The sequence below is a fragment of the Paraburkholderia sabiae genome, from assembly GCF_030412785.1.
Lineage (GTDB): Bacteria > Pseudomonadota > Gammaproteobacteria > Burkholderiales > Burkholderiaceae > Paraburkholderia > Paraburkholderia sabiae.
This window is the reverse complement of record NZ_CP125297.1, coordinates 192,605-218,959: the sequence shown is the minus strand read 5'-3', so window position 1 is coordinate 218,959 and position 26,355 is coordinate 192,605. Positions and strand designations below refer to the sequence as shown.

Sequence of the window (26,355 nt, the reverse complement as noted above, 5' to 3'; positions counted from 1 at the left end):
CTGCCTCTCCTCACCGACGCAGGAGGGAGGCGTCCATACCATCTTCGTGCGCAAGGACGGTGACGATCAGGACGGCGACGGCGGCAGTGCTGGCGACTTCAAGGGCAGCAAGCGCAGCAACGAAACGCACCAGTCCACGACCGATCCTGAGGCGCGGCTCCATCGCAAAGGCAAGACGGCCAGCGAATTGCGGTACATGGGTCATACGCTCACCGATAATCGGCACGGCCTGGTGGTCAACGCGCGCGTGACCAGCGCTGACGGGCATGCTGAGCGCGAGGCGGCCAAGATCATGATCAACGATGCAAGGCAAGCTGCAACATATCCTGCCGCAGAAATCACGCTGGGTGCAGACAAGGGATACGATGCGCAGGAATTCATTGAAGCCTGCCGCGAGATGAAGGTCACACCGCACGTTGCGCAAAACACCTCGGGGCGGCGTTCGGCGGTGGCCGATACGATTGCCTCAAGCGTGGGCTACGCCATTTCGCAGCAAAAGCGCAAGCACCATCACCTGGCGCATGCGCCCCACGGTCTTCGCCCACCCGAAACCTTGTTCGATCAGCTGTGGACGGTGCGACGGCACTTCCGCTGGAGTGTATTTCCGCAGCCTGCTAAACCTCAGTGCAATCTACACAGGACGACCCGAACTGCTCCAACAGATATGCCCGAAAATCGGCAGCGACCTCTGGGTGGCTCAACGCAAACTCAACCGTCGCCTTCAGATAGCCGAGCTTGCTGCCGCAATCGAAGCGCGTGCCGCGATATTTGTGCGCGAGCACCTGCTCGTCTGCGAGCAGGGCTTGGATCGCGTCCGTCAACTGCAGTTCGCCGCTTTCGCCTGGCTTAAGGGTTCGGAGATGCTCGAAGATGCGCGGCTTGAGCACATATCGACCGACCACACCGAGATTTGACGGAGCGACATCCGGATGCGGCTTTTCGACGATGTCGGACATCTTGATGATCGAGTCTTCCCACAACTTGCCATCAATGACGCCATACGACCTGCTGTCCTCGGGGGCGATTTCCTCAACGCCAATCACAGAGCTGTGATAGTGATCAAAGACATCGACCATCTGCTTCATGACGGGCGGGGCACCATGCAGCAGGTCATCCGCGAGAATCACCGCGAAAGGATTGTCACCGACGAGCTTCTCCGCGCACAATATGGCATGGCCCGAGCCCAGCGCTTCGGGCTGGCGCACGTAGAAGCAGTCCACATGGCTCGGCTTGATACTGCGTACGAGCTCGAGCAGCTTCGCCTTGCCCCGCGCCTCGAGCTCCGCTTCAATTTCATAGGACTTATCGAAATGGTCTTCAATCGCGCGCTTGCTGCGACCCGTGACGAAGATCATATCGGCGATTCCCGCAGCTATCGCTTCCTCTACGGCATACTGAATAAGCGGCTTGTCGACGACGGGCAGCATCTCTTTCGGACTGGCCTTGGTGGCAGGCAGGAAGCGGGTGCCAAGACCTGCGACTGGGAAGACCGCCTTAGTGACTTTGAGCATGATGGGTTTAAAATTAATCGTGAGCGGAGCCCTCGCGGGTCGAACCAGTAAATCAGTGTGGGGAGAGCCAAGACCCGTCGATACACGAAAAAAAGCGGTCCTTCGCGACAGCACGAAGGACCGAAGCAAGCCGGCCACGGACGGGGGTTGTGGCAGCAAGAGCCGTGAAGGGCGTTTAGACCGAGAGAATCCGACCTTCGATACCGGATGCCACTCTACGGGGTTAAAGGGCGCATTGTCTACCTTGCGTCTGACAGGTCACTCATTCTGTCGGAATCCGGCAATGGCAAGGATCCCGTTCCTCGCCCGTCGCTCAAAGCGAGCGCGTCAATAAACTTCGATAGCGGGAAAGCCGACGCCGTTTGCGGATGCCGCTGTAACGAGAGGTTCGGATTTCATGCCCCAAGCGATATTAATTTCGGGATCGTTCCAGCATACAGTGCGCTCAAACGTTGCGTTACGCTTCGATGTCGCTCTGACGAGCACCTCCGCAACGTCTGAGCGAACGTGGAATCCATAGGCGAACCCCGGGGGAATCCACATCTGCCAGTTGTTCGCCGAAGAGATGCGCTCGCCAACCCAACGTCCAAACGTCACCGACCACCGTCTGAGATCAAGTGCTACGGCGAATACATCGCCGCTAACCACTCGCAGCAGCAGACCTCGAGGGTGCTGGATTTGATAGTGGAGTCCTGTCAATACATTGTGGGCGAAAACCATGTGTTGGTCCTGAACGAAGGTGTACCCCCGCGCCACATTCTCTTCAAACCACTCCTGGTCGAAGCTATCAAAAAACAGCCCTCGCGCATCGTGAGCGATGTGCGGTTCGACGATCTTCACATCGCGGAGGTTAGTGTGGCGAATACGACAAAGTATGGATTGGGCGGAAGAAGGGGGGGGCGTGCTCATTCTAGGTCTCAAGACTCGATGCGTGAAACGATAGCTTGGTTCGAAATGTCTTTGCTACTCAAGCTACGTCGCAGACAAAACATTATCTGAATCCGCCATCTTGCGATGCTGGGACAGTTCGGCCATGCGCCATGCCTTATGCATACTACGCTTGAAGGGTTATCCGTCCTGGTGCCCCTTCGAATATACCGGTGAGCATCGCTACTGCCATCTTCAGAGCTTCAAAAATGCCTGCGCGGTTAGTGCAACGCCAGTCACCTTCTCAGCAGTCTCTGCCACAGTTGCCCCTCAGCCAGCTCCTCGAATATAGACATCCGCCCGCGTTCTAACGATTTGCGCTTCGCCGCCATTCTGTTGTTTGTTTATGCCATGCATCTTTCGTTGAGCCGCGAGCAAGTTATGATGCGCCGCAACGGAAGCAAACTTAATACGGAACATCAAGACAAGCGACGGATCGCGCGGCGGGGAAAAGATGAAGCGTAGCGTTCGGGGATGCAAGGACGAAGTGCAAGAGAAGAAGGGGCGATCCGTCGCTCGTCATATCGCTATTCTCTTGTTTGACGGATTCGCTCTACTAAGCACCAGCGCAATCGCCGAGATATTCCAGCTTGCGAATGAGATTTATAGAAGCCGCAATCATGATCACACGCCGTACAAAGTTACATTTTACTCAGCGAAAGGTGCAAAGATACGGTGTTCTTCAGCAATTGATGTATGGACATGCGCATGCGATTCCAGCGACGTTAGCGAGTTCGACGCTGTATTCATAGCAGACGGACCGGGCGTCGGGAATGCGCTCCTGGACAGCCGGATCGTCAATTGGCTATCGGACTTGGTCGGGCGCGGCGCCGAGATTGCACCGATCGGTGAAGGGTGGCGACTACTGGATGCTGCTGTGCGAAACCGGCACGCACGCACGTTCAGTGGAGGAATGGTTGCAGCCGTGAACGGCAAAGGCGTGGGCACCTCGCTTTACGATATGGCAGACGGTGTTGAGCCTGCGGAAAATGCGTTGAACATGGTTGGGAAAGACATTGGTGAAGAGACCGCGCGCGAAATTTCGGTTCGTATTCGCCCGGTCGGTGGAGACGGTCTCTCGTTGATTTTTCCGGCAACGCGTGAGGACAGCGCAACTGAAAAGATCAGGGCTGCGGCGCAGTGGATAAGGCAAAACTGCGACCATGTCACCTCCGTGCGCGAGGCAGTGGGCGTCGCGGCCATGAGTGAGCGAAACTTCCTGCGCCGCTTTAAGCAGGAAATCGGAGTTACACCGTCCGAGTATCTGACTCAAGCACGACTGGACTTAACCTCAAGATTGCTCGTTGAAACCAGACTGCCGATCGACAGTATCGCAAAGCAGTGTGGCTGGACAAGCGGAGCACGTTTGTCCCGCGTATTTAAACGGCGTTTCGCAGCGACTCCAACTGAGTTTCGCGCACGCTTGGCCTGTCGGCGACTGCCCGCATAGGCAGATGGCAGTTCTCCGCAGTGAAACTGAAGAAGCTGACATACGCTTCGGATGACTAATTGTGGCTGGATCCGGTCCTGCTCACCGGTGTGTAACGGAAGGTTCGACTCTTACTGAGGGGGTGTTAAATGCATAGCATGCAAGGACTCGGGGCCAGATCATTGGATAGCATTTGCGTGGTCGCGGGCGCGCTGCTGGCATCAAGCATCCGCTTCGGCGAGTATCTTCAGGGGCGACCGGATGGCCCTCATGTCACGCTCGCACTGGCTATTGCGCTCGTTCTCTTCCCCGCTTTCGGTCTGTATGAATCGTGGAGAGGTCGTCCGGTGTGGAGCTTACTCCGACAGGTCTTTGTGGCTTGGCTTGCAGTGCAGGCGTGTGGGCTGGTCGTCATGTTCTCGTTGCATCGCGCAGATTTAATATCTCGGCTCTGGTTCGCCTACTGGACGGTGATGTCTTGCGGTGCGCTTATCCTCGTGCGGGTCATCGTGTACAGTATCCTGGGTAAGATGCGCCTTGCAGGACTCAACCTGCGGAACGTTGCGATAGTCGGCGACGGTCAGCATTGCCGCGAAGTTGTGGAGAAGGTCGACGAAACTCCAGATACGGGTTTCCGGGTCGCTGCAGTCTTCAATGTCCGCGCCTCCGAAGAAGCTCTTGAGCTACCGTCCAAGACATACAACAGCTTTTCAGAGTTTGTCTCTCACGTCCGACGTGATGGAGTCCAAGAAATCTGGCTTGCACTCCCGCTTTCGGAAGAGGCAACGATCCAGCGCGTCGTAGACGAGTTTCGCTATGACCTGGTTAACGTGCGCTTCATCCCGGATGTCCAGAGTGTCGCGCTCTTTTCCGGTGGCGTTATCGACCTGATTGGTTCACCCGCCATCAATCTTATTGCGTCACCGGTGTCGGCCCGCTCGCTCGCGTCAAAGGAAGTGTTTGACCGGCTCTTCGCCTTCGCGGCGCTGGTCGCACTGCTGCCGGTATTCATCGTCATTGCGGTGGCTGTAAAGCTTTCTTCGAAGGGACCCGTGTTCTTCCGGCAGTATCGGAAAGGGGCAGATGGTCGGGTCTTCCGTATCTACAAGTTCCGGACGATGCGCCAACACGCGGAGCAGACCGGCGTCGTCACTCAGGCGACTCGGCGTGACCCGCGCATTACAAAAATTGGATCGTTCCTTAGGCGAACGAGTCTCGACGAACTTCCTCAGTTTATCAATGTACTAGGTGGTGAAATGTCAGTCGTTGGTCCTCGCCCACACGCGATTGAGCATGACGAAATCTACCGAAAAGTGGTGAACGGTTACATCCATCGATACCGTATTAAGCCAGGAATTACGGGGTGGGCACAGGTCAATGGCTTTCGCGGCGAAACCGATCGCGTCGAGAAGATGGAAAGGCGTGTGGAGCACGATCTGTACTACATCCGGAACTGGTCGTTCATGTTGGACGTCCGAATTGTCGTCCTGACGATCTTCAAAGGCTTTATTGGACGACAAGCCTACTGAGTAGGCACTAACTTTTTAGGTGGAACCGGTGGCGAGAGGATTAAGTGATCACTCATAATCTATTTCGTAGTGCAAAGGGATGTGGCATACGGTATGCAAAGATGTTTCCGTCCGTTGCCGCGGTTTTAACGGCGACGGGATGTACGACCGTGCCTGGATTGCAGATGCCGAGTGCCGCGACTCAGCCTACTTATAAGAATGCGGCGCCGCCACCTGTCGCCATACAGGAAATTGACGCAGGACTCGTAGAAGCACAGCAAACCGTGCGAACGGACGCAGAAAGAGTCGTCGTTCAGCAACTTCTAGGCGGGGGACCCTCCGGGTACCGAATCGGCCGCGGCGATGTGCTCCAAATCGTTGTCTGGGACCATCCCGAGTTCGCATTGGGTCAGGGGACACAGCCTGCGACGCAGCCGCGTCAGGCTGACGCACCCGCCGGCACCATTGTCGACGACGCGGGCAATATCCAGTTCCCGTTCGTGGGGCAACTTCGCGTTGAGGGATTGTCGACTGACGCCGTCAAGGGACTGTTATCGAAGCGACTCGCTGAGTATTTCAACTCACCTCAGGTGACGGTCCGCATCGCGTCGTTTCGGTCAAAGCAGGTCTTCGTCGACGGCGAAGTGCATGCTCCTGGTGTTCAGCAGATTAATGACATCCCGATGACCATAATGGATGCGATCAGCCGTTCAGGCGGGTTCACGGCTGATGCGGACCAAGGTCGCGTACTGCTCACGAGAGGTGGGCAGCGTTACATCGTTAGCATCTCCGGACTGGTCGCAGCCGGGTATGACCCGTCCGCCTTGTTTCTGCGTAACCGCGATCTGTTGCGAGTTCCGACCCGAAGTGAAAGCGGGGTGTACGTAATGGGTGAGGTTGCTAAACCGATGACGGCTCTTCCGAAACCGGACGGAAGCCTGACACTTGCTGACGCGCTTTCGCAATCGGGAAGTTTCAACTTGGCAACCTCGGACCCGCGGCAGCTATATGTGGTTAGGCGCAACACGGAAACGAAGCCGGCGGTCTTTCATCTCGATGCTCGGTCGCCGGTGGCAATGGTCATGGCTGGCCAATTCGGGCTGAAACCAGGTGATGTCGTTTACGTCGGGCCGACCGACCTGACTATCGCCTATAGGGTTCTGAGCCAGTTGCTACCAGCAATCGGTGCAGGACTGACCGGTGCGGTGGTGGCCAAATGATCAAGCGGCTGCTGGTGGTATGTACGGGAAACATCTGTCGTAGTCCGGTTGTCGCGAGCATTCTCCGTGGCGGGCTACCGCAGGTCGAGGTGTCGTCGGCGGGGGTCGCGGCGCAGGACAACGCGCCAGTCGATCCGCTTGCGGCTGACGTCCTAAAGGCGCGTACAGGTTTTGACATCGATGCGCATCGCTCTCGCAAGCTCATTTTACCGTTATGCGAAGAGGCGGACGTCATCTTGGTAATGGAGCGTGCGCATCGTCAGGCAGTGCAGAACCGCTTTCGTGCATCTTGGGGCAAAACGTGGACGCTTGATGCCGACGAGGATGTCTTCGACCCGAGGGGATATCCACGCCATGTCTACGACGCCTGGCTTGGCGAGATTGTAGAGAAAGCAGGCGTGTGGGCAGACCGGATCGCAAAGGTCAACAGCGAGCGGGTACGCTGCTGATCGCCATTTAGTTATGCGTGGAATGCGCATATCGATGAAATGAACCTCATGGAAAAGAATGACACAGAGTACCGTTAATCAGGCTGGCGACGAGGTCGACATCCGTTCGACGCTGGATATGTTAGTTGAGCAGAAACGGGCGATCATTTGGACCACAGTGACGTTCTTGCTCCTGGGCGTGCTTTACCTGCTCGCCGCACCACCGGTTTTCCAAGCCAACATCACCGTGCAGGTTGAAGACTCATCGAATGACATGGCGTCGTCTATGGGTAGCGTAATCGGAGGACTCTCGAGCCTGTTCAGTGTAAAGTCAACCGACGACGGAGAAATGGAGATACTGCACTCCCGTCTTGTCACGACGAGTGCCGTCGAAGCCGAGCGAATGTTTATCGAGGCTCAGCCAAAACGTTTCCCATTAGTCGGAAATGCGCTTGCACGACACGCGAAAGGACTGTCGACACCCGGGATCTTGGGCGTTGGAGGATATGCCTGGGGAAAAGAACGCATTGATATCGCACAATTTGACGTTCCGAAAGCCAAGGTGGACGATAAGTATGTGGTGACGGCTGTTGGCGACGACCGATACCAGCTTTCCGGTGACGACTTGGCTCAACCTGTCGATGGACGGGTTGGCGTCCTCCTTATCGCAAATACCGAAGAAGGGCCAGTTTCGTTGAAGGTCGCAAGCCTTGCTGCAATGGCTGGTGCGAAGTTCGAAATACGTCGGCGCTCGCAGAACGATGTGGTCGAGGAGTTGCAGAAAAAACTCGTTGTGACCGAACTCGGAAAGGATCAGTCCGGCGTGATCGGCGTCAAGCTGAAAGATGCCGATCCCGTCCGGGCAGCGGCGATATTGAATGTGATTGCCGACCGTTACGTGGCGCAAAACCGCGAGCGGAAGGCAGAAACGGCCGACCAGTCGCTGCGCTTCCTGCAAGGGCAGTTGCCTAGCGTACATCGTCAGCTTCAGGACGAGGAGGATCGGCTCACTGCATATCAGCAACGGCGCAAGGTGGTAAGTCTGTCGGACCAGTCAAAGGCATTGCTGGGACACTACGTCGATGCCTCCACGGCGCTGCTGCAACTTCAGCAGAAACGTCGGGAACTGTTGGCAGCCCTTTCGGAGCGCCATCCACAAGTGCTCGCTCTTGATCGACAAATCGAGGCCGCCAAGTCGGACGTGTCGGATGTCGAAGGCACTCTCGGCCAGTTGCCCGCCGATCAACAGGGCATGGTCCGTCTGACCCGGGATGTGCAGGTTCAAACGCAACTGTACATTGGGCTTCTAAACAGCATCCAGCAATTGCAATTGGCCCGGGCGGGCGGGGTCGGTAACGTCCGTGTTATCGATCACGCAGTCGTCCCGGACAAACCGCTTTGGCCAAAGCCGATGGTCATCCTCGCGGCCTCCTTCGGCGGTGGTCTATTTCTGGGCGTCCTTGGATGCTTCACGCGCGCTGCGCTGACGGGCGTTGTCATCGATCCACACGACGTTGAGCGGCAGACGCTGACGGACGTGACCGCGGTGATTCCTGCGAGCGCCGGACAGCGACGTATCGCTCGACATCGCCGCAAGGGCGGCCTGGGGCCATTTGTGTTGGCTACCCGTGTTCCCCGCGATCCTGCCGTTGAAGCCATCAGACTACTGCGTACGTCGCTCCAGTTTTCCAAAGGAGCGAATTCCGGCTCTCACATCGCACTCGTCACCGGTGCGACTGAGGGCGTTGGAAAGTCTTTCACGGCGACGAATCTAGCAGTTCTTTTAGGCCGAGCCGGCAAGCGCGTTCTACTGGTTGACGCCGATCTACGGCGGGGGCGACTGCATCGTGACTTCGGACGGCAGGCCGGGCCGGGGCTCGCGGAGCTGTTGCTGGGTAGCGGCACGGCCGAGCACCTAATTCTTCGGGAAGTAACGGCGCACGTAGACCTGCTAAGGGCGGGCAGTGCACAGGAACCGGACGAGCTCTTCGAACAATCCGACGTTCGCGATGCACTTCGTACATTGGCTGACAGCTATGACTTCGTGATCGTGGATTCGCCACCTGTACTCGGCATCGCGGATACAGAACTCTTGCGCCCCGCCGCGGACATCGTGCTCTTGGTCGTCCGATCTGGGAGGACAACAACTGCCGAGATCGTCGAAACAGCCAAACGTCTGCAGCGTGCCGGTTCCGGGCCTGTTGATGTCGTGTTTAACGGTTTCACCCCTGGCCTTCGTTCGAGACAGTACGGCTACTACGGTTATGCGGCGGACCAGGGACGGGAGGGGGCGGATAACGCACCTGATGCGAACACGCGGAAAAAGGACCAATGATGGAAGACAGATCTGTGTTGGTGGTATTTGGTACGCGCCCAGAGGCGATCAAGATGGCGCCGCTTGTGCATTCCTTGCGGGCTCGACGCAATATCGACTGCCGGGTGTGTGTTACGGGACAGCACCGCACCATGCTCGACCAGGTGCTCGACCTCTTTGGCATCGTGCCAGAGTTTGACCTCGATATCATGAGGCCCAGCCAAACACTCGGTGACGTCACATCGGCAATTCTGTCGGCGATGCCGTACGTCTTCGACGCGTTTAAACCAGACGCAGTGCTCGTTCACGGCGACACGGCTACGACATTGGCCACTTCTCTGGCCTCCTATTATGCAAAGGTCCGCGTCGGACACGTTGAGGCTGGTTTGCGCACGGGAAATCTGTATTCCCCTTGGCCTGAAGAAGCGAATCGCAAGCTAACCGGAGCACTAGTCCAGTGGCATTTTGCCCCGACACAGTCATCGAGGGAAAACCTCCTTCGAGAAGGGGTGAAAAACAGCGACATATACGTGACGGGAAATACCGTTGTGGACGCGCTACTGGAGACAGTGATGCGTATCAACAGCGAGGCGAACCGACGCGGTGCTCTTGAAGCTCGGTTTCCATGGCTGCAGGAGGCGGGCCGAATCATTCTCGTCACCGGACACCGCCGCGAAAACTTCGGAAAAGGCTTCGAGAGCATCTGCCAGGCGCTGAAGGAGATTGCTGAGACCTCGCCGGACACGCTGATCGTCTACCCTGTCCATCTCAATCCGAACGTTCGCGAGCCGGTTCAACGATGGCTGCGTCACTTGCCTAACGTGATTCTGGAGGAGCCGTTGGAGTACCAGGAATTCGTGTTTCTTATGCAGGCGTCTTGGCTTGTTCTCACGGATTCTGGAGGTGTCCAGGAAGAGGCACCTTCCCTTGGCAAGCCCGTTTTGGTCATGCGCGATACCACTGAGCGTCCGGAGGCTGTTGCAGCGGGAACTGTAAAGCTTGTGGGCACGGATACGGAACGGATTGTGAGGACCGTCAATCGGCTAGCCACCAGCAAGTCCGAGTATGACGCTATGAGCCGTGCCCACAATCCATACGGTGACGGTCACGCAAGTGCTCGGATTACGGACGCGCTGTGTGCTGCTATTAATGAACGAGTACTTCAAGATTCAGCGGTCTGACAAAGTTGTCTCGTCACGGGGAAAAATGCCATGAAATTCGAAACTATCTCTATCTTTGGCCTGGGCTATATCGGGCTTCCAACAGCTGCCGCATTCGCCGGTCGCAAGACGAAGGTGATAGGCGTTGACGTATCGCAGCAAGTTGTCGACACCATTAACCGCGGTGAAATCCACATCGTAGAACCGGAGCTCGATCTGCTAGTGAACGCCGCTGTTACGCAGGGGTTCCTGCGTGCCACACGCGACGCCGAGCCTGCGGATGCATTCCTGATTGCGGTTCCTACACCGTTTACCGACGGCAATCGACCCGACTTGAGCTATGTTGAGGCTGCGAGCAGAGCGATCGCTCCTGTCCTTAAGAAGGGCGATCTTGTAGTTCTCGAGTCGACGTCGCCAGTGGGTGCGACGGAGAAAGTGGCGCAGTGGTTGGCGGAAGACCGACCGGATCTGAGTTTTCCGCAACAGGTCGGGGAGAGTTCGGACATCCGGGTGGCGCATTGCCCCGAGCGGGTGTTACCGGGAAAAGTCGTGCACGAGCTCGTCCAGAACGACCGGGTTATCGGTGGTTTGACCCGTCGCTGCGCTGAAGTCGCACGTGATCTTTACCAGACTTTTGTACAGGGCGAATGCATTCTCACGGACGCACGGACGGCAGAGATGTGCAAACTCACGGAGAACTCCTTTCGAGACGTAAATATCGCGTTCGCGAATGAGTTGTCCATGATTGCGGAAAAGCTGGATATCAACGTGTGGGATTTGATCCGTCTGGCCAACCGTCATCCGCGGGTGAGCATCCTCCAGCCTGGACCGGGCGTCGGTGGTCATTGCATTGCCGTCGACCCATGGTTCATTGTCGATTCAGCGCCTGAGGAGGCACGGCTCATCCGTACCGCACGCGTCGTCAACGACGATAAGCCAAGGTACGTCGTCGGTCGCATTCAACGGGTCGCAAGTCGCTTTAAGGAACCGGTGATTGCCTGTCTCGGACTTGCATTCAAAGCAGACATCGACGACTTGCGCGAAAGCCCGGCAATTGAGATTGTCGAAGAGCTTGCCTCGCAGTCCCTAGGGCACATTCTCGTCGTAGAGCCGAACATCGGCGAGTTGCCGCAGTCACTCGCGCAACACGTGGAACTATGCGATACCGCCGACGCACTCAATCGAGCCGATATCGTTGCTTTGCTGGTCGATCATCGTGAATTCCGTAGCATTGATCTACGCAAACTGCACGAGAAGGCGGTGGTTGATACGCGCGGCGCATTCCATGCAGCCAGGTAGCCACATTCTGCGGCTGCCCCTAAACAGCTTCCTTGATCAAACGGATATGCTTCGTCAAGCTGGCCTACTTGTATCCGGAAATCTCATTTCGCGAATGATATTCGCGTTGGTGACAATCGCGCTTGCCAGGCGAATGAGCCCCGGAGGGTACGGTGCATTCTCTTACGCTCTAGCTGTTGTTTCGTTCGCTTCGTACTTTTGCGAGCTCGGTCTGCAGAATACTTACCTAAGAGATGCTGCTGGGCGCCTCGCCGGATGGCGGGAATGCTCGATGACGGCATTGTACATCAGGGTTGGACTGGCGTTGGTCGTCTGCGGGGTCGTGGGTGTGACGCTGCCATGGCTTGTCACAAATCCGCTATCACGTCAATGCGTCGCGTGGATGCTTATTCCCGGCGTGATGGGAACGATGCTGACGAACTGGACAACGGGCGTCATGCTGTCGCGGTCCGATTCCACCGCAATTTTCAGGGCGCGTCTCAGAGCGGCCGCGGCCCAGTTTGCTTGCGTGGCGATCGGTTTGCTCCTACCCGTCGTCGATGACGTTGCGAAAGCCCGGACCGTGGCGTTGGCTTACGGACTTGGCCTCTTTTTGGGAGGTCTGTGCGGCACGCGTTCTTTAAAGATCCAGTCGATACACCTGCGCCTCAACCGTGCTCGTCACTTTGCGATGCGGCTGATTAAGGGGCTTCACGCATATATGGCTTCCGGGTTTCTCTATATGTTGGCTCCAAACCTTGGTGTACTGATCTTGGGAAAAAGCACCGATCTGGCGATCGTCGGCACGTTCGCACTCGCATCAAGAGTTCCCCAGTTTCTGTACACAATACCAGGGGCAGTGGGACAAGCCTTTTACCCGAGGCTCTTTCAAGCGACGAGAGAGAACCGACAGAAAGTTTGGACCGACCTTCTATTTAAAGAGGTGATCTTCTTACTTGTTACTGGCGTCCTGCTTGCCGGGTCGGTGCTTGTCTCAGCACCCTTGATCCTTGCAATACTTGGACAACGACATGATCCCGCCTATGGCGCCGCGTTGAAGACCGCCGTGCTAATCGGTGCTGCGATGATTTTCATCCAAAGTCTTTCCGCGCCACTCGGCCACGCCTTAGAAACCAGTGAACGAGCGCATCTTCGTACGTATGCGCAGGCATTCGCTTTGATCGTCGGCGGCATCCTTTTTCACGAGCTCGGCAATCGTTATGGAGTTGTCGGCGCGATGGCCGCTGCAGTATCGATGGAAAGTATTTTTTATCTCGGCTGCCTTATGTTCCTCGCGCCTGGCATGAACCGAACCGATGCAAAACGGATTTTCCTGCCGTCCATCAGCGTCGCTGGCTGTGTGTTAGCGGGCTGTGCAGCCATATTGATGTGAGAAATGTGCCGATGAAAGTAATGATCGTGTGCGTGCACTTCGCCCCCGAGACGGGCGCCCAAGCGCTCCAAGCCACTAAGGTGGCCGACGCGCTCCATGACGCGGGCTGCCACGTTCGAGTCTTATGCGGCGCTTCACCTCTGACTCCGAGTGAAGTTCGCTATCCCGTGGATCGAGTCTTAGAAGAATCGAAAACCGCGGGACGCGGCCCACTTAGCCGTGTCTACCGGCGACTGCAGTATGAATTCGCCTCGATTAGCGCAAATTCTGACTGGGTACGTAGGATGGCGGTTGAAGCCGCGCGGATAGGGAAGGAATTCGAGCCGGACATTGTGTTGACACAGTCGACGCCTTTTCGAGTCCATCTGGTAGGGCTTCACCTGCCACCGTCGATGAAACAGAAATGGGTGGCTTACTTTAGTGACTTGTGGCCACTCTCATTAACGCCTGTTCCGTATCGCACAAAGCTCGCGGTTCTATTCAGGCCGCTCCACATGCGCGCATTGAAGCACGTGGCGGAGCACGCGAAGATCTTCATTTTCAGTAATGCGGTGGCTGCTCGCCTTGCGAACGACGCATTGACACCGGATATTGCGCCGCCCTGGGCAGTTGCAACCCATATCGGGATGCCGTCTTCAGCCGCCGCACCAAGCTTTCAGTTAACACAGAGATATAGGACGAGATTTGTGCACGTCGGTAAGCTGACTCGCGAACGCGCATCAGGTGCGCTCATCGATGCTTTGAGGTCGATTGGTACACGATGGAATTCGCGCGGATTCACTGGAATTACTTTTGTGGGTGATGTCGCACCGTCATTCCGTAGGGCATGCGCCTACCTTGAACAGACTGGACTGGTCGACTTCACGGGAGAACTCCCACCCGAATCGGCGCAGGCAATAGGTCGCGCTGCAAAAGCACTTGTTGTAATCGAGGCAGATATGGATGAGAGTCCATTCCTAGCCAGCAAATTTGCAGACTACGCGATGCTCAAAAAACCGATTCTCGCCATCTGCCCGCCCGGTCCAATGCGGGACCTCCTCGAGTCGCACGGGGGTGGCATCGCCGTACCCCACGAGAGCGCAGAGATTGTGGGCGCAATCGACGCGCTTCTTGGGAGCAGCTTCAAGGAGGGCAGTGAAACCCTTGCAAGCGAGTTTGCGGCGAAAAGTGTCGTATCTCAATACCTAGCTGCGTTCAGGAGGCTCCTTTGAAGATTCTGACGGTCACTAATATGTTCCAGGGGACCAACGCGGCGAATCCGACGCAAGGTGTCTTCGTGGCAGAGCAGGTCGAATCGATTCGCAACATTCGCGGTACGCAGGTCGATGTGGTCGTGGTGGACGGGTTCTCACGAAAGAGCGCATATCTGCAATCTCTTTTTGTCATTCTAGCGGAGGCGCGTCGGGGTCGATATGACGTTATCCACTATCACTTCGGCCTCACAGCATGGTCTGCTCCTTTTGTGCGGTGGATCACCGGCATCCCAGTTGTAGTCACGTTGCACGGATCGGATGTAGCTGGCTCAAGATGGATGCGCACTGTCTCGCGGTTCGCTGTGCGGTTTGTAGATGTGTGTATCGGAGTGAGCGATGCGATTAAACACGAGATCGAGAAGATCGTGCGGTATTCCGTTGTCATTCCGTGCGCTGTCAACGACAAGCTCTTCTCGCCGCCATCGCGCTGTCCGGATCCCCGTGACGATCTAGTAATTGTATTTCCGTCTTCACCTTTAAGACCCGAGAAAGACTATGCACTTTTTTCTGCGACGCTCATGCACCTCCGCGCCATGGTCTCAAAAAATATCGTTGAGCGGCATATCGATGGACTTGACCGTCAAGGCGTATGCGATCTACTGCAGGGTGCCGACGCAATGCTGATGACGTCCCAACGAGAAGGGTCTCCCCAAGCCATAAAGGAAGCGCTGGCTTGCGCGCTACCGGTTGTTTCGGTGGATGTCGGCGACGTGGCAGGACTGCTGGGGGGCGTCCGTCGTTGCGGTGTCGTTCGCGAGCGTGACGCACGTCAGTTGGCGTTGGCGTTGGTCGAAGTGCTCGACGGAGGTCGCTGTACCGACGGGCCGGCCCGGTTAGCGGAACATGGCTATCTCTCGACGCAGGTCGCTCAACGTATCCACGACGTCTACCAAATGAGTGTTCAACAGGCCGCGGGCGAGGCAGGCGGTGGGAGTAGACGGGAATGAACGGCGGCATTGAAGGCAGAGTGGTAGTCAAGGCAGTGTGCATATGTGCTCTGGCATGGGCGAACTCTATGCAACCAGTTAAGGCCGACTGCGTGAAGAGCAACGAGCCGGGATACCGGGTGGTCATGCGCATTGACTGGCGCGACGGTATCCCAAGGTCAGCCGGCGTTCAAACGGCCACGGGGCAGGCGACAACGATCGTCAAAACGAACCCCAGCGCCGAGCCGAGACTGCGAATCCAGATAAACAGGAGCGATCCCTTCGGTCGTGTGGCGAATGGCGTGCCGCGTGCCGAGCTTTCCCTCGGTGCGACAAAGATAGTCAACGGAAGTGAATACTTGCTCGATTGGTCGACGACATTGTCCGACGACTTTTCATTTGATTACTCGCAACCCGAAATCGTGACGCAGATACTCCAGGGCGGTCGCACACTTGGGGCCCCGCCGGTCGCATTGGTCATCAATGGAGACCATTACGAGTTACGCGTCCATTCAGACGTGCCACATTCGATGCGCGCCTACAAGTTTGGCTCTATTCAGAATGATCGCGGCCGCACTGTGTGCTGGCGACTACACTACATTCCGGGAACAGTCGGTGAGAAGAGCACCACTGAGCTGTACAAGGATGGCCAACAGGTGGTCTCGGAGTACGATCAGGGAAATGCTTACTCGGGCGATAACGATGCGTCGATAAAGGTGGGGATCTATAAATGGCTATGGCTCGCACAAAGGAGCGATGTGCGAAGTTTAACCATAGAGTATGGCAACGTCACGCTTAGCCGTAAAGACCCCGTACCGGCCGGCGCGGCCGGTTCGTCGATCGGGGGACGGCTATGAGCAGGCCGGCTGCGTGGTCTGTCGTCGTCTGGCCAATTGGCCTGAAGCTCGTGCTGGATTTCTTTGTGCCTGCGCGTGACCTGGATTTTGCCCTGTTTAACGGAGCGTTATTCGTTGCTGTAGTCGGATTGCGGGTTCCGCTCAAGATGAACTGGCGCGTTTTCGCCGCGATAAGCGGCGTGACCCTCTTTTTTCTCGCAGAGTTGCTGCGAAATCCTTCCGAGACGATCGGCTATAAGCTGCTGACAATGCCATTGTTGGCCATATTGTTCTACAACGCTGGCCGTTCAATGAGCCGCGAAGCGCTATGCCGCGCATTCAATGTGCTCCTTGCACTGTTTGTCCTGTGCTTCTGCGGGAATTATCTCTTGTCCGCTTTCCTTGGCAATCTCGCCTCGCGGGAGTTCTGGAATTTCGAGCACGCGAATCTGCTAGGAAGTTATGTACTTATCATGCTGATTCCCATTAATTACATCGCCACAGAAGGTGGGCGTCGCCATGGAATGACGCTAGTGAAGGTGATTTTTGTCGGAATCGCTTTTTTAACGACCTCAACCGGCGCATTAGTACTTATGCTTCCAGCACTGATCCGGGAATGGAAGGCATCGGTGACCAGATTAGTGCTTATGGTGACTTCTGCGTGCGTAGTCGGAGTCTGCGCTGTTGTGGTGCTGTATCTATTCGATAAACCGACGTACGACAAGTTAGCGGCCCCATTTCTTCTAATATCGGGCGGCGGGTGGAACCAACTGGTTCAGTCTGCTCGCGGAGCATCTGGGATTACACACTTTGCGTCCGACCAGCAGGGATCGTTTACATGGCGCATCTACGCCGATCTTGTATACGGTTTCTTCTTGGCCAACGAGGGGGTGGTGAGGCTTCTTACGGGTAACGGAATTGGTGGCTTCGCTCAGGTCTGGAACGGCGCAATGCCGCACAACGATTTCATACTGCTCTTGATAGATTTCGGCGCGCCGTTTCTTATCCTGACTGTTGCGTACCTTTTGCGTCTTTTCCGCCATGTCGCGCGGCACGAGCCTCAATGGCGGATCGTGGTCCTTATTCTGGTAGTTCGCCTCGCGTTCGAAAACAATATCTATTCGTATTATGTGCTCAGTAGCGGGGTGATCTTTTCCGCGCTGGTTATCGGTGCCCTGTCGCGGCGTGAAGCTGTGCCGCAGGCGGCACGCAGTCAGGCCGCAGGTTGGAGCGGCGAACTTGGATGGAGGCGATCGTGAAGCGGATTGAATTATTCGGCTGCCCGCTCGACTTGGCGTCGATGGACGAGACTGTCAGGGTGATTGGTGAGCGAATAGCGCAGGGGGTTTTTACACAACACGTCGTCGTGAATGTTGCGAAACTTGTCCACATGAGGGAGGACCGTCGTCTCGCTGCAGCGGTACGTGGATGCGACATTGTCAACGTGGACGGGATGGGGGTCGTCTGGGGCGCGCGGGCACTTGGCTATCATGCTCCCGAGCGGGTAGCGGGGATTGACCTCTTCGATCGCCTTCTCGGGTTGGCGTCTGTTCAGCAAATTCCGGTCTTCCTCCTCGGGGCAAAGTCCGACATCGTGGAGTTGACCGCGAACGCCGTCCGCCAACGCTATCCCGAAATCCAGCTTGCCGGCTTCCATCATGGGTATTTCTGGGACAACGAGGAAGCCGTGGTCAACATGGTACGGCAGTCGGGTGCCAAGATGCTGTTTGTCGCGATAACGTCACCAAAAAAGGAAGTGTTCATCGAACGTTGGAAAGAGAAGCTAGGTGTCGTTTTCGTCATGGGCGTGGGCGGAACGTTCGACGTCGTCGCGGGCAGAGTATCGCGGGCTCCACGATGGATGCAACGGAACGGATTGGAGTGGGCTTTCAGAGTGATCCAGGAGCCACGGCGTATGTGGCGGCGATATCTCACCACTAACAGCATGTTTGCATGGATGCTGATGAAAGAATTGACATTGGGACGCCTCGGTCGGCACCCCCAACGGATTGGCCGTGGTCGGGACTAACGGGAGAAGACTGATGCTTTACATCTGGCGTCTTGCGAGATTCTTCTACGTCGCAAGGATTCCTTTCCTGCCATGGATACTAAAGGTGTTGAACCGTATCCTTTTTTCGACGTCGGTGCCACCGTCGGTACGGGTGGGACGTAATGTTTCTTTCGGATACCAAGGTCTTGGGATTGTAGTCCACCGGCATGCCGTACTAGGCGACAACATTGTGATCGCGCCGAATGTGGTTATTGGCGGCCGAGGAATGCCCGGAGCACCGGTGATACAGAATGATGTGCTGATTGGCGCCGGCGCGTGCGTCCTAGGGCCGGTGACAATTGGGCGTGGTGCGAGGATCGGCGCTAACGCGGTGGTGCTTACAGACGTACCGGAGAATGCGACAGCTGTTGGCAACCCTGCGCGGATTTTGCGCCGCGATGGTGACTGTCGAGCCTAGTCACAGGCTTAGTACTACAGCCGTAGATATGCCGGGGACACGCCGCCGCGTCGTCGGTAATGGCATTGTTGGGCTCGGTACAGATGTCGGCGCCGCCACATTGACCACGACATTACATGCTCAATGGGTTGGAGCGTTCGCCATATTAGTCGGCACAGTAACCGGCGGATCTCCTGAACGCTGAATGGCAATGAACCTTCAGCTGTTTTTTTTGGCCTGTGCCCTCAAGGCGGCAAGCACCGCGTGCGCCAGCAACGCCAGTGTAATGTGACGGTACCAGCCCTGCCAGCGACGTACTTCATATTGATCGAGACCGCATTCGCCTTGGGCGGCCTCAAATCCCACCTCGATTTCCCATCGCCTGCCGGCGACGTTGACCACCATCTGACGGGCAATCTTGCTGCGGGGCGCGTAGACGACGTAATACGCCTGTTCACGGGTCTCGTCGAGACTTCGCCGCACCAGCAGGTAATGGCCAAAGCGACGTTCCTTGGCGCTCAGTTGCAGGCGCCATAAAGGCGTCAATGCCCAGTCATACAGTCGCTCACCTTTTGCGCCGATTCCGGCCGAAAGGCGGCGCCAGGCCTGTGGCGGCAACGCTTGCGCAATCTTGTCGGGACGCACATACTGACCAGTGCATCAAATAGTGCGTAGTTCGTCAGGCAGCGTAACGGACATGTTTTTCCTGGAACAGATTGCGAATCACATGAGGTTCCTTTTGCCTACGATGCAGGTGTCGACGAACGTTGCCAATCAGTTCCGCCTTGCTGGTCGGTCGACTCTTGCCGAGCGCATTGGTCTTCACGTCCTGATTGAGCAGTTCGTCCGGGTTCAGTTCGGGGCAATATCCCGGCAGCCGAATCAGACGCAGGTGTTCGGCATTGTCAGCCACGAAGCGCCTGACGGCCACGGACCGATGTACCGGATGCCCGTCGACGATCAGGTATATCTTGCGGGTAGCCTGTTTGAGCAGGCGTTTCATGAATTCGATGAACGTCGCGTTTTTGAACGTTCCCTCGAACACCATGAAACTCAACGTCCCACGATTGGATATCGCCGAGATCATGTTGCAGCCGAAGCGCTTTCCCGTCGAGCGTACCAGCGGCGTTTGCCCTTTGAGGGCGAAACTCGTTCCGCTGACGTGATCGCTGCGCAGCCCCGTTTCGTCACCCCAGAGGATGGTTGCCTCTTCCTGCTTCGCCTCTTTTGCAATCTTTGGATAATCCTCGTCCAGCCATCGCGCAATCGCCGTGTCGTTCCTCTCATAGGTACGACTCACCGGCTTCTGGGCACTCATACCCCACGCCTTGAGATATCGGCCGGCCGTCGTTGCCGACACCGTGATGCCGTATTCCCGCTCGATCAGTTGCACGACCGATTCGCGTGTCCACAGGTGGAACGGCAATGCCAGTTGATCCGGCATCCGTTCGATGATCAATTTGCGGATTCTCACGGCCTGCGTGTGATTCAGCCGGCCACTTCCCGGCTGGCGACCTCGCTTGCCAGGCTTCAGCGCTCTCCATCCGCCTTCCCGCGACAGCTTCATCCATTTGCTCACCGCTCGCAGGCTGACACTGTAGATGTTTGCCGCCGCAGTCTGCGTCATCCCGCCGCGCACCGCTTGCACGACCATCTTCCTCACGTGCACCTGCGTGGCTCCATCCAACTTTCGGGCATCGTTTTTTCTCTTCATGCTCGTATAACGCATCACGCACTATTTGGTGCACACGTCAGTAAGTCGGGCCTTGCCACCACAGTGGTTCGCTCTTCTTAACCGCAAGCACGAATGGTTGTGCGCGCGACTCAAGCCACAGCCGCAAGGGACGGTCACCGCCATACACCTCATCGCCGGTGACCCAGCCGCAGGGTACTCCCGAATCCAGCGCCCGTTCCAGCATCCGGCGCGCGCGCTGCGGCTTGGTTGCGAAACCCACGTTGTCGGGGACGTCCGCTGCCCGACAGCGAGGACGATCATCGATCCACGACTGTGGCATGTACAGTTCCCGGTCAATAAATGCGCTACCCCGTTGCCTGCATAGCATAAGAACACACCGATCTGACTATTCTCGATGACGTAGTCCCGAAGGATGTTGCGATCTGCGGCAGGATCCCACTGTGCCCGCTCGAGAAGGTGCTGCACCCCATCGGGCGTGGCTTCGCCAATCCATTCTGCGAGCTGCCAGCCGTTTTTGCGCTCGACTGTGCCCAGCAAATCTTTTAGATAGGCGTAGCGAACGCCGTCGCGGTTCGGACCGCCTGAACAGGCCAGCCTCGGAGAAAGCAGCGAGCTATCGGCTGCGCGTGCTTAAAAAGACGGGAGAAGCGGCCATGTGTTCGCTCTTGGTGAGCGGAATCGGTGGCAGCAGGCCATGGGCTGGGGGATTCGGATCACACGAAGCGTTGGCGTTGGATGCGTTTCATTCGGGCATGCGGAAGTGGCTGCCGGCGGGCGCGCCCGCCATTCTTTAGAACAGTTCTAGTCGGCGTCAACCGTTCTTGCGAGACTTTTCCGCTTGCGCGGGGACGAGAGCGGAACGCTCGGTAGGATGTTCCCACCTGCCAGGGTGCATCCCGGCGCGCGCGAGCGGGCCGTTCAGCCTCCCCGTCGCTGCTGTGCTTAACTATTCACTCGACCGTCACCGATTTAGCCAAATTTCGAGGCTTGTCGACATCCGTGCCTCGCGCGCACGCCGTATGATATGCGAGCAGTTGCAGCGGCACGACGTGCAGGATCGGTGAGAGCAGACCGTAGTGTTCAGGCATGCGGATGACGTGGATGCCATCCTCGCTCGTGATGTGTGTGTCATCATCCGCAAAAACATAGATGTGCCCACCTCGGGCGCGCACTTCCTGCATATTCGACTTGAGCTTGTCAAGAAGCGCGTCGTTCGGCGCAACGGTTACCACAGGCATGGCGTCCGTCACCAGCGCAAGCGGCCCGTGCTTCAGTTCCCCAGCGGAGTAGGCCTCGGCGTGGATATACGAGATTTCCTTAAGCTTCAGCGCGCCCTCTAGCGCAATCGGATAATGCAATCCGCGTCCGAGGAAGAGGGCGTTTTCCTTGTGCGCGAACTGGTCGGACCATGCAATGATCTGCGGCTCCAGCGCGAGCACCGCATTGAGCGCTGCGGGCAGGTGTCGAAGCTGATGGAGGTACTCGGTTTCTTGCGCGTCGCTGACGTGGCCGCGCATCTTGCCGAGCGTCACTGCAAGAATGAAGAGCGCGACGAGTTGAGTCGTGAACGCCTTCGTCGAGGCGACTCCGATCTCGGTGCCCGCATGAGTGAGGAACTTGAAGTCGGTGAGGCGTACCATGGCGCTCGTTGCTACGTTACACACGGCGAGCGTGTGCTCCATTCCTCGGGACTGTGCGTGCTTGAGGGCGGCAAGCGTGTCGGCGGTTTCGCCCGACTGCGAGACGGCTACTACAAGCATGCGTGGATTCGGCACTGACTCGCGATAGCGATACTCGCTAGCAATTTCAACGTCGGTACGAATCTTGGCGACCGATTCGAGCCAGTACTTGGCGGTAAGACCAGCGTAGTAACTGGTGCCGCACGCGAGAATTAACACGCTGTCAATGTCGCGGAACACCCCACCAGCGGTCTTACCGAACAACCCCGGTGAAAACGTTTCTGCGTCGGGGATCGTGTCTGCGATGGCACTGGGTTGTTCAAAAATCTCTTTCTGCATGTAGTGACGATACGGGCCGAGCTCCACCCCGGTGCTATACGCCGGCATCCTTCGGGGATTGCGCACGACCTTCTCACCGCGAAAGTCGACGATACGTACGCCCGCGAGCGTAATCTCACAGACATCGCCCTCCTCGAGATAGCTAACGTGCTCGGCGCTACCGGCCAAGGCGAGTGCATCAGAAGCAATGAAGTTTTCGCCGTCGCCATAGCCCACAACGAGCGGAGAGCCGGCGCGCGCGCCCACCAGGGTGTGGGGCTGATCCTTATGCACGACGCCTACCGCATAGGCGCCTGTGAGTTGTCGCACGGCTTTACGCACGGCCGCGAAAAGGTCGCCTTCGTAGAGGCTATGAATCAGGTGTGCGATGACCTCGGTATCCGTTTGTGAGACGAACTCATAGTGTTGGCGACGCAGCGCTTCGCGGAGGATCTCATAGTTCTCGATGATCCCGTTATGTACGATAGCCAGAGAACCGCTCGAGACAATCGGATGTGCATTGTTTATGGTCGCTGCACCATGCGTCGCCCAGCGCGTATGCGCGATGCCAGTGACGCCCTCGAAGCGGGCATTGCTCACCTGTTCGTCAAGTTCGGCCACGCGTGCAACACTGCGAACCCGATGAGGACCGTCGGCTGTAAGCACGGCCATGCCGCACGAGTCATATCCACGATATTCGAGGCGTCGCAATCCTTCGATGAGGACGGGAACAATATTTCGGTGCGCAACGGCGCCTACAATGCCACACATGAGGTTGTGTCCTAAGGTACGAGAGGGAGTGTCTACGAGACAGACGGGCTATTGGCAGACAGCAAGTGGCCTTCGCTTTCGACGATTGTGCACCGAAGTCAGAGCGAGCGTCGGGCCGGGGTAAAGTGCCATCGCCATGACGCCCGCATCGATGTTGATGCTTTTTGCTTTGCTGCAGCTGCCAGGGACAGCACACGACGCTTCCTTGCGTTTCCGATAATCGGTAGGTGTCGTCGACAGATGCTTCCGGAACAACTTGGCAAGATGTCCTCCGCTACCAATCCCGCAGTGGCGCGCAATCTTATCCACGGGCAGACGCGTTTCTACAAGCATCCGGCAGCTCAGATTCAGCCGCGCATATAGCAGATAGTCGGACGGGGTCATCCCCATCTCGTTCTTGAAACGTCTCAGAAAGTTTCGTTCGCTCATTGCCGCGACCTTTGCTGCATGGTCCATCGAGACTGATCGACCGACGTTCTCTTCAATCCATCGCGCGGACGCGTTGATCTTGTCGCTGACGTTCGTGTTCAACTTCGCTTGGAAGAATTCGTCGACAGATGTATCGCCTTGTGGCGCCATGGATTGGGCAATGCTTTGGGCCAACTCCGCGCCCAAGTCCTTGGTGACGATGTCCAAAGCTGCGCGCACCGGTCTCATGCTTTCGTCGTACAGTCTAGGTGCGACCTCGCGGCTACCGACGCCAGCCCGGTCGGTTCGTTCGTCGCAGCTTTCGTTTGAGTCGGTAGCCTCATACAATAAGCGTCCCTCGGCAATCGGGTGAACGGTACGGGAAGCCTGACATGCCCGACGCAACCATGGGATTAGACGCTCGTCGTGCAATGCGCGATGGGCGCCAATTCCACCTGCGATGAATAGCCTATGGATGTCGCGTTCATCCCGACGTGAGTCGACGCTTTCCGTCCAGACATACACTGCAGAGGAGCTCGCAATACGCCCGCCCGAAGTCGACAACAGGGAGACTTCGTATCGTGGCAGTGAGTCATGGCGCTGCACGAGCAATGCGTTAGCCTTATGGAAAATTTCTATGACGGCAGCCGTATCAGGTAGCGCAAATCCATCGAATAGCGCTATGTCTATTCGCTTGATATTTTGCATTTTCGACGGTGCGTCTGACTGAAGCACGTTCGGCGGCGACATGGTGCGAGCAAACTCCATCGTACTTTCCCCGGGAATATGTATTCGGCGTCGCTGTAAAGGACTTTCCTCATGATTATCGGGTTTACCGCACGTAATTCGCCAAGTGGCGCAGACGAATGGCTGAATGCGCCAACATCTTGACCGTAGAAGTCAATCGAAACTGGTATTTCAGCCTATTGCTCTCACTGGCTCGCGGCGGAGCCGCGGTGATGCGCGCTTTGACACTTTGATGCGGGGCCAGGCGTGAAGAGCACCGTACTAGGGGCGTCTGTACAGTGACCTTTTATTATCTCGTCACGCTCCAGTGCTCGTGATGATCGCACTCGCTAACCAAGCAAATCTCTTACACCATTATTCGAAGTCGGATTTATTGGAACAGTGCAAAGCAAAGTCCATTTCGCGATATTGCAAAAATAGTTTTGCTTTAGCCGCGAATCATGTCGAATGCATTTGCCTTGAGGAGCTTGATTGTGGTAGCAGGCGCACACGAACCGCTAAGAAAATTGATGGGTTCATGTCAAACGCATAATGGAACGAGCCTCTGAGCGCGCGAGTCGCGAGGCCATCTGCCATTTCCACTCGCTCTCCGGCAAGCTCTAACGAAAAAGAAGCCGCTGCTCGTCGGAGCCGCGGCTGTAAAGTCGAAGGACAAGGCTGGCCTACCTGCACGTCCTTCGCATTCCAGGCCGAAGTCTATCGCGAAGAGAGAGGGGTATGCCTCGCTATGCGCAGGGACGGCGGCATGCGACACGGTTTTGGCAAAACGCGGGAGCTATGTTCCGCCGGAGGAGGACTTGCCCACTGGAGGTGCCTTCAGCGCCTCACGGTATGCTGTCGGCGTGGTTGATAAAGACTTTCGGAAGAGCTTCGCCAATTGTGCGCCACCGCTAAAGCCACAGCGACGCGCGATCTTGTCAACGGGCAAACGCGTCTCCACGAGCAACCTGCAGCAGAGGTTGAGCCGCGCGCGCAGCAAATAGTCGGACGGCGTCATGCCTGTCTCTTTCCTGAACCGGCGCAGAAAGTTGCGCTGGCTCATTGCCGCGGCGTCCGCTACGGCGTCGATGGAGATCGGGGACGCGATGTTTGCGTCCATCCAACGAACCGCGATTTGAATGTTGCTGCTTGGCAGTCGTTCCGCAACCGTCTCAGGCATCTCACTGGAGGGCGCGGCCTGATGCGTGGAAAGCGACACTGAAATCAGCTTGGCGATACTTGTGCCAAGGTCTTGTTCGACGATTCGTAATGCGGCAAGGGCTGCGTCAGAGAAGTGTTTGTTTCGCGGACCGATGTGTCGCCACAGGAGGATGGCTCCGTAGTCGAGAGGCCGGCCGCCTCCAACACACATCGTCCCTCCGCAATCGGCTGAATCAGTTCACTGGACGAATGCTGCCGAGATAGCCATTCGACCATGCGCTGCTCCTTACATGCGTCGCGTGCTCCGGATCCGCCCGCGATGAAGACCAATCGCTTATCGTCCTTGCGGCGGCGGCAGTCTAAGTGTTCTGTCCACACCAAGACTGATGACGAACTCGCAACGCGTCCGCCCGCAGCTGAAAGCAACGTGACTTCGTAGGGTGGAGGGCTTTCCGGGAGGCTCGCGATTAGAGCGTTCGCTTTATGGAATATTTCAATAACCAATGCAACTTCCGGCAGCGCAAAGCCCTCGAATACCAGGATGTCGGTACGCGTTAGCGCCCAATTGGACTTGCTCCACTGCAGCGACCAACGTTTGTCTGATTCCATTACATATTTGCTTCCGAGAAGACGATGTATCGAACTCGTGAGTTCGCAACGATGGGCTCTTCGGACCATTTTCACAGTGAAGCCGCGTGCTAGGCTAGCCAGCCGTGGGCGAATTCAGTAGGCGATGCGATCGCCCACGTGGAGATCGACTATTTTAGCGGAAAATTGTGCCGCAATTGACAGTGCGTCTCATTTTAACGGGGAATTTCTTGCCAAGTCGCGGCAGTCAAGGGTGATTGTGGCGTCGTCGGAATCTCTCGACCTTATGCGGTCTGTAGCAATATTTTTTGGAACCAGTTCCCTCGTATTCTCGGACAGAATGTTTGCGCGATCCGCCGACTGTCTGCATCGCACGAG

Annotated in this window: 21 protein-coding genes and 3 pseudogenes; 15 read left to right on the top strand and 9 right to left on the bottom strand. The window is 56.8% G+C overall.

Annotated elements, in window-relative coordinates:
- Window positions 1-34: 34 nt before the first annotated feature.
- Window positions 35-505, top strand: a pseudogene (locus QEN71_RS40780) (transposase); the annotation flags it as partial.
- A 109-nt stretch (window positions 506-614) separates the two neighbouring features.
- Here QEN71_RS40780 and galU read toward each other — a convergent pair.
- Window positions 615-1,511 (bottom strand): UTP--glucose-1-phosphate uridylyltransferase GalU, encoded by an 897-nt coding sequence (gene galU / locus QEN71_RS40775; protein ID WP_201662120.1) that lies wholly within the window; start codon window positions 1,509-1,511, stop codon window positions 615-617.
- A gap of 327 nt (window positions 1,512-1,838) precedes the next feature.
- Window positions 1,839-2,420, bottom strand: a complete 582-nt coding sequence (rfbC, locus tag QEN71_RS40770) for a dTDP-4-dehydrorhamnose 3,5-epimerase (RefSeq protein ID WP_233472189.1) — start codon at window positions 2,418-2,420, stop codon at window positions 1,839-1,841.
- Between the two features lie 505 nt (window positions 2,421-2,925).
- Between rfbC and QEN71_RS40765 the strand changes: the two genes are divergently transcribed.
- The 14 genes from QEN71_RS40765 to QEN71_RS44715 all read left to right on the top strand — a co-directional run bounded on the left by QEN71_RS40765 (window position 2,926) and on the right by QEN71_RS44715 (window position 18,651).
- Window positions 2,926-3,888 (top strand): GlxA family transcriptional regulator, encoded by a 963-nt coding sequence (locus QEN71_RS40765; RefSeq protein ID WP_201662123.1) that lies wholly within the window; start codon window positions 2,926-2,928, stop codon window positions 3,886-3,888.
- A gap of 128 nt (window positions 3,889-4,016) precedes the next feature.
- Window positions 4,017-5,396 (top strand): undecaprenyl-phosphate glucose phosphotransferase, encoded by a 1,380-nt coding sequence (locus QEN71_RS40760; RefSeq protein ID WP_201662129.1) that lies wholly within the window; start codon window positions 4,017-4,019, stop codon window positions 5,394-5,396.
- A gap of 101 nt (window positions 5,397-5,497) precedes the next feature.
- Window positions 5,498-6,595 (top strand): polysaccharide biosynthesis/export family protein, encoded by a 1,098-nt coding sequence (locus QEN71_RS40755; protein WP_201662130.1) that lies wholly within the window; start codon window positions 5,498-5,500, stop codon window positions 6,593-6,595.
- Entirely contained in the window at window positions 6,592-7,044 is a 453-nt protein-coding gene (locus QEN71_RS40750) for an arsenate reductase/protein-tyrosine-phosphatase family protein (protein WP_201662131.1), read from the top strand. Before QEN71_RS40755 ends, QEN71_RS40750 begins: the two co-directional genes overlap by 4 nt.
- 58 nt (window positions 7,045-7,102) lie before the next feature.
- Window positions 7,103-9,358 (top strand): polysaccharide biosynthesis tyrosine autokinase, encoded by a 2,256-nt coding sequence (locus QEN71_RS40745; RefSeq protein ID WP_201662132.1) that lies wholly within the window; start codon window positions 7,103-7,105, stop codon window positions 9,356-9,358.
- Window positions 9,358-10,518, top strand: coding sequence for a non-hydrolyzing UDP-N-acetylglucosamine 2-epimerase (wecB, locus tag QEN71_RS40740; RefSeq protein ID WP_290468313.1), 1,161 nt, complete (start codon window positions 9,358-9,360; stop codon window positions 10,516-10,518). The genes QEN71_RS40745 and wecB overlap by 1 nt, the downstream gene beginning before the upstream one ends.
- A gap of 30 nt (window positions 10,519-10,548) precedes the next feature.
- Complete coding sequence (gene wecC / locus QEN71_RS40735) at window positions 10,549-11,796, top strand: UDP-N-acetyl-D-mannosamine dehydrogenase (RefSeq protein WP_201662135.1); 1,248 nt, start codon at window positions 10,549-10,551, stop codon at window positions 11,794-11,796.
- On the top strand, window positions 11,783-13,168 hold the full coding sequence (locus tag QEN71_RS40730) for a lipopolysaccharide biosynthesis protein (protein ID WP_201662138.1): 1,386 nt from the start codon (window positions 11,783-11,785) through the stop codon (window positions 13,166-13,168). The genes wecC and QEN71_RS40730 overlap by 14 nt, the downstream gene beginning before the upstream one ends.
- A 494-nt stretch (window positions 13,169-13,662) precedes the next feature.
- Window positions 13,663-14,379, top strand: coding sequence for a glycosyltransferase family protein (locus QEN71_RS40725; RefSeq protein WP_201662141.1), 717 nt, complete (start codon window positions 13,663-13,665; stop codon window positions 14,377-14,379).
- Window positions 14,376-15,368 (top strand): glycosyltransferase, encoded by a 993-nt coding sequence (locus QEN71_RS40720; protein ID WP_201662144.1) that lies wholly within the window; start codon window positions 14,376-14,378, stop codon window positions 15,366-15,368. Before QEN71_RS40725 ends, QEN71_RS40720 begins: the two co-directional genes overlap by 4 nt.
- On the top strand, window positions 15,365-16,204 hold the full coding sequence (locus QEN71_RS40715; RefSeq protein ID WP_290468305.1) for a heparin lyase I family protein: 840 nt from the start codon (window positions 15,365-15,367) through the stop codon (window positions 16,202-16,204). Before QEN71_RS40720 ends, QEN71_RS40715 begins: the two co-directional genes overlap by 4 nt.
- Window positions 16,201-17,442 carry a hypothetical protein gene (locus tag QEN71_RS40710; RefSeq protein WP_201662150.1) on the top strand — a complete coding sequence of 414 codons (1,242 nt, stop codon included), beginning with the start codon at window positions 16,201-16,203 and terminating at the stop codon, window positions 17,440-17,442. The genes QEN71_RS40715 and QEN71_RS40710 overlap by 4 nt, the downstream gene beginning before the upstream one ends.
- Window positions 17,439-18,212: a WecB/TagA/CpsF family glycosyltransferase gene (locus tag QEN71_RS40705; protein WP_290468304.1), complete on the top strand. Its 774-nt coding sequence runs from the start codon at window positions 17,439-17,441 to the stop codon at window positions 18,210-18,212. Before QEN71_RS40710 ends, QEN71_RS40705 begins: the two co-directional genes overlap by 4 nt.
- 13 nt (window positions 18,213-18,225) lie before the next feature.
- Window positions 18,226-18,651: a serine O-acetyltransferase gene (locus QEN71_RS44715; protein ID WP_201662182.1), complete on the top strand. Its 426-nt coding sequence runs from the start codon at window positions 18,226-18,228 to the stop codon at window positions 18,649-18,651.
- A 198-nt stretch (window positions 18,652-18,849) separates the two neighbouring features.
- On the opposite strand, the pseudogene QEN71_RS40695 reads toward QEN71_RS44715, so the two are convergent.
- The 7 genes and pseudogenes from QEN71_RS40695 to QEN71_RS40665 form a co-directional block, all read right to left on the bottom strand.
- A pseudogene (locus tag QEN71_RS40695) lies at window positions 18,850-19,275 on the bottom strand (IS701 family transposase); the annotation flags it as partial.
- A gap of 34 nt (window positions 19,276-19,309) precedes the next feature.
- Entirely contained in the window at window positions 19,310-20,344 is a 1,035-nt protein-coding gene (locus QEN71_RS40690; RefSeq protein ID WP_201663012.1) for an IS630 family transposase, read from the bottom strand.
- A 67-nt stretch (window positions 20,345-20,411) separates the two neighbouring features.
- A pseudogene (locus QEN71_RS40685) lies at window positions 20,412-20,915 on the bottom strand (transposase); the annotation flags it as partial.
- A gap of 361 nt (window positions 20,916-21,276) precedes the next feature.
- Entirely contained in the window at window positions 21,277-23,094 is a 1,818-nt protein-coding gene (glmS, locus tag QEN71_RS40680) for a glutamine--fructose-6-phosphate transaminase (isomerizing) (RefSeq protein ID WP_201662682.1), read from the bottom strand.
- A 48-nt stretch (window positions 23,095-23,142) separates the two neighbouring features.
- The gene (locus QEN71_RS40675) at window positions 23,143-24,270 is read right to left on the bottom strand and encodes a GlxA family transcriptional regulator (RefSeq protein ID WP_201662686.1); all 1,128 of its coding nucleotides are present in this window, start codon (window positions 24,268-24,270) and stop codon (window positions 23,143-23,145) included.
- A 754-nt stretch (window positions 24,271-25,024) separates the two neighbouring features.
- Window positions 25,025-25,348 (bottom strand): helix-turn-helix domain-containing protein, encoded by a 324-nt coding sequence (locus tag QEN71_RS40670; protein ID WP_290468303.1) that lies wholly within the window; start codon window positions 25,346-25,348, stop codon window positions 25,025-25,027.
- A 104-nt stretch (window positions 25,349-25,452) separates the two neighbouring features.
- Window positions 25,453-25,998 (bottom strand): type 1 glutamine amidotransferase family protein, encoded by a 546-nt coding sequence (locus tag QEN71_RS40665; RefSeq protein ID WP_233472228.1) that lies wholly within the window; start codon window positions 25,996-25,998, stop codon window positions 25,453-25,455.
- Window positions 25,999-26,355 lie beyond the last annotated feature (357 nt).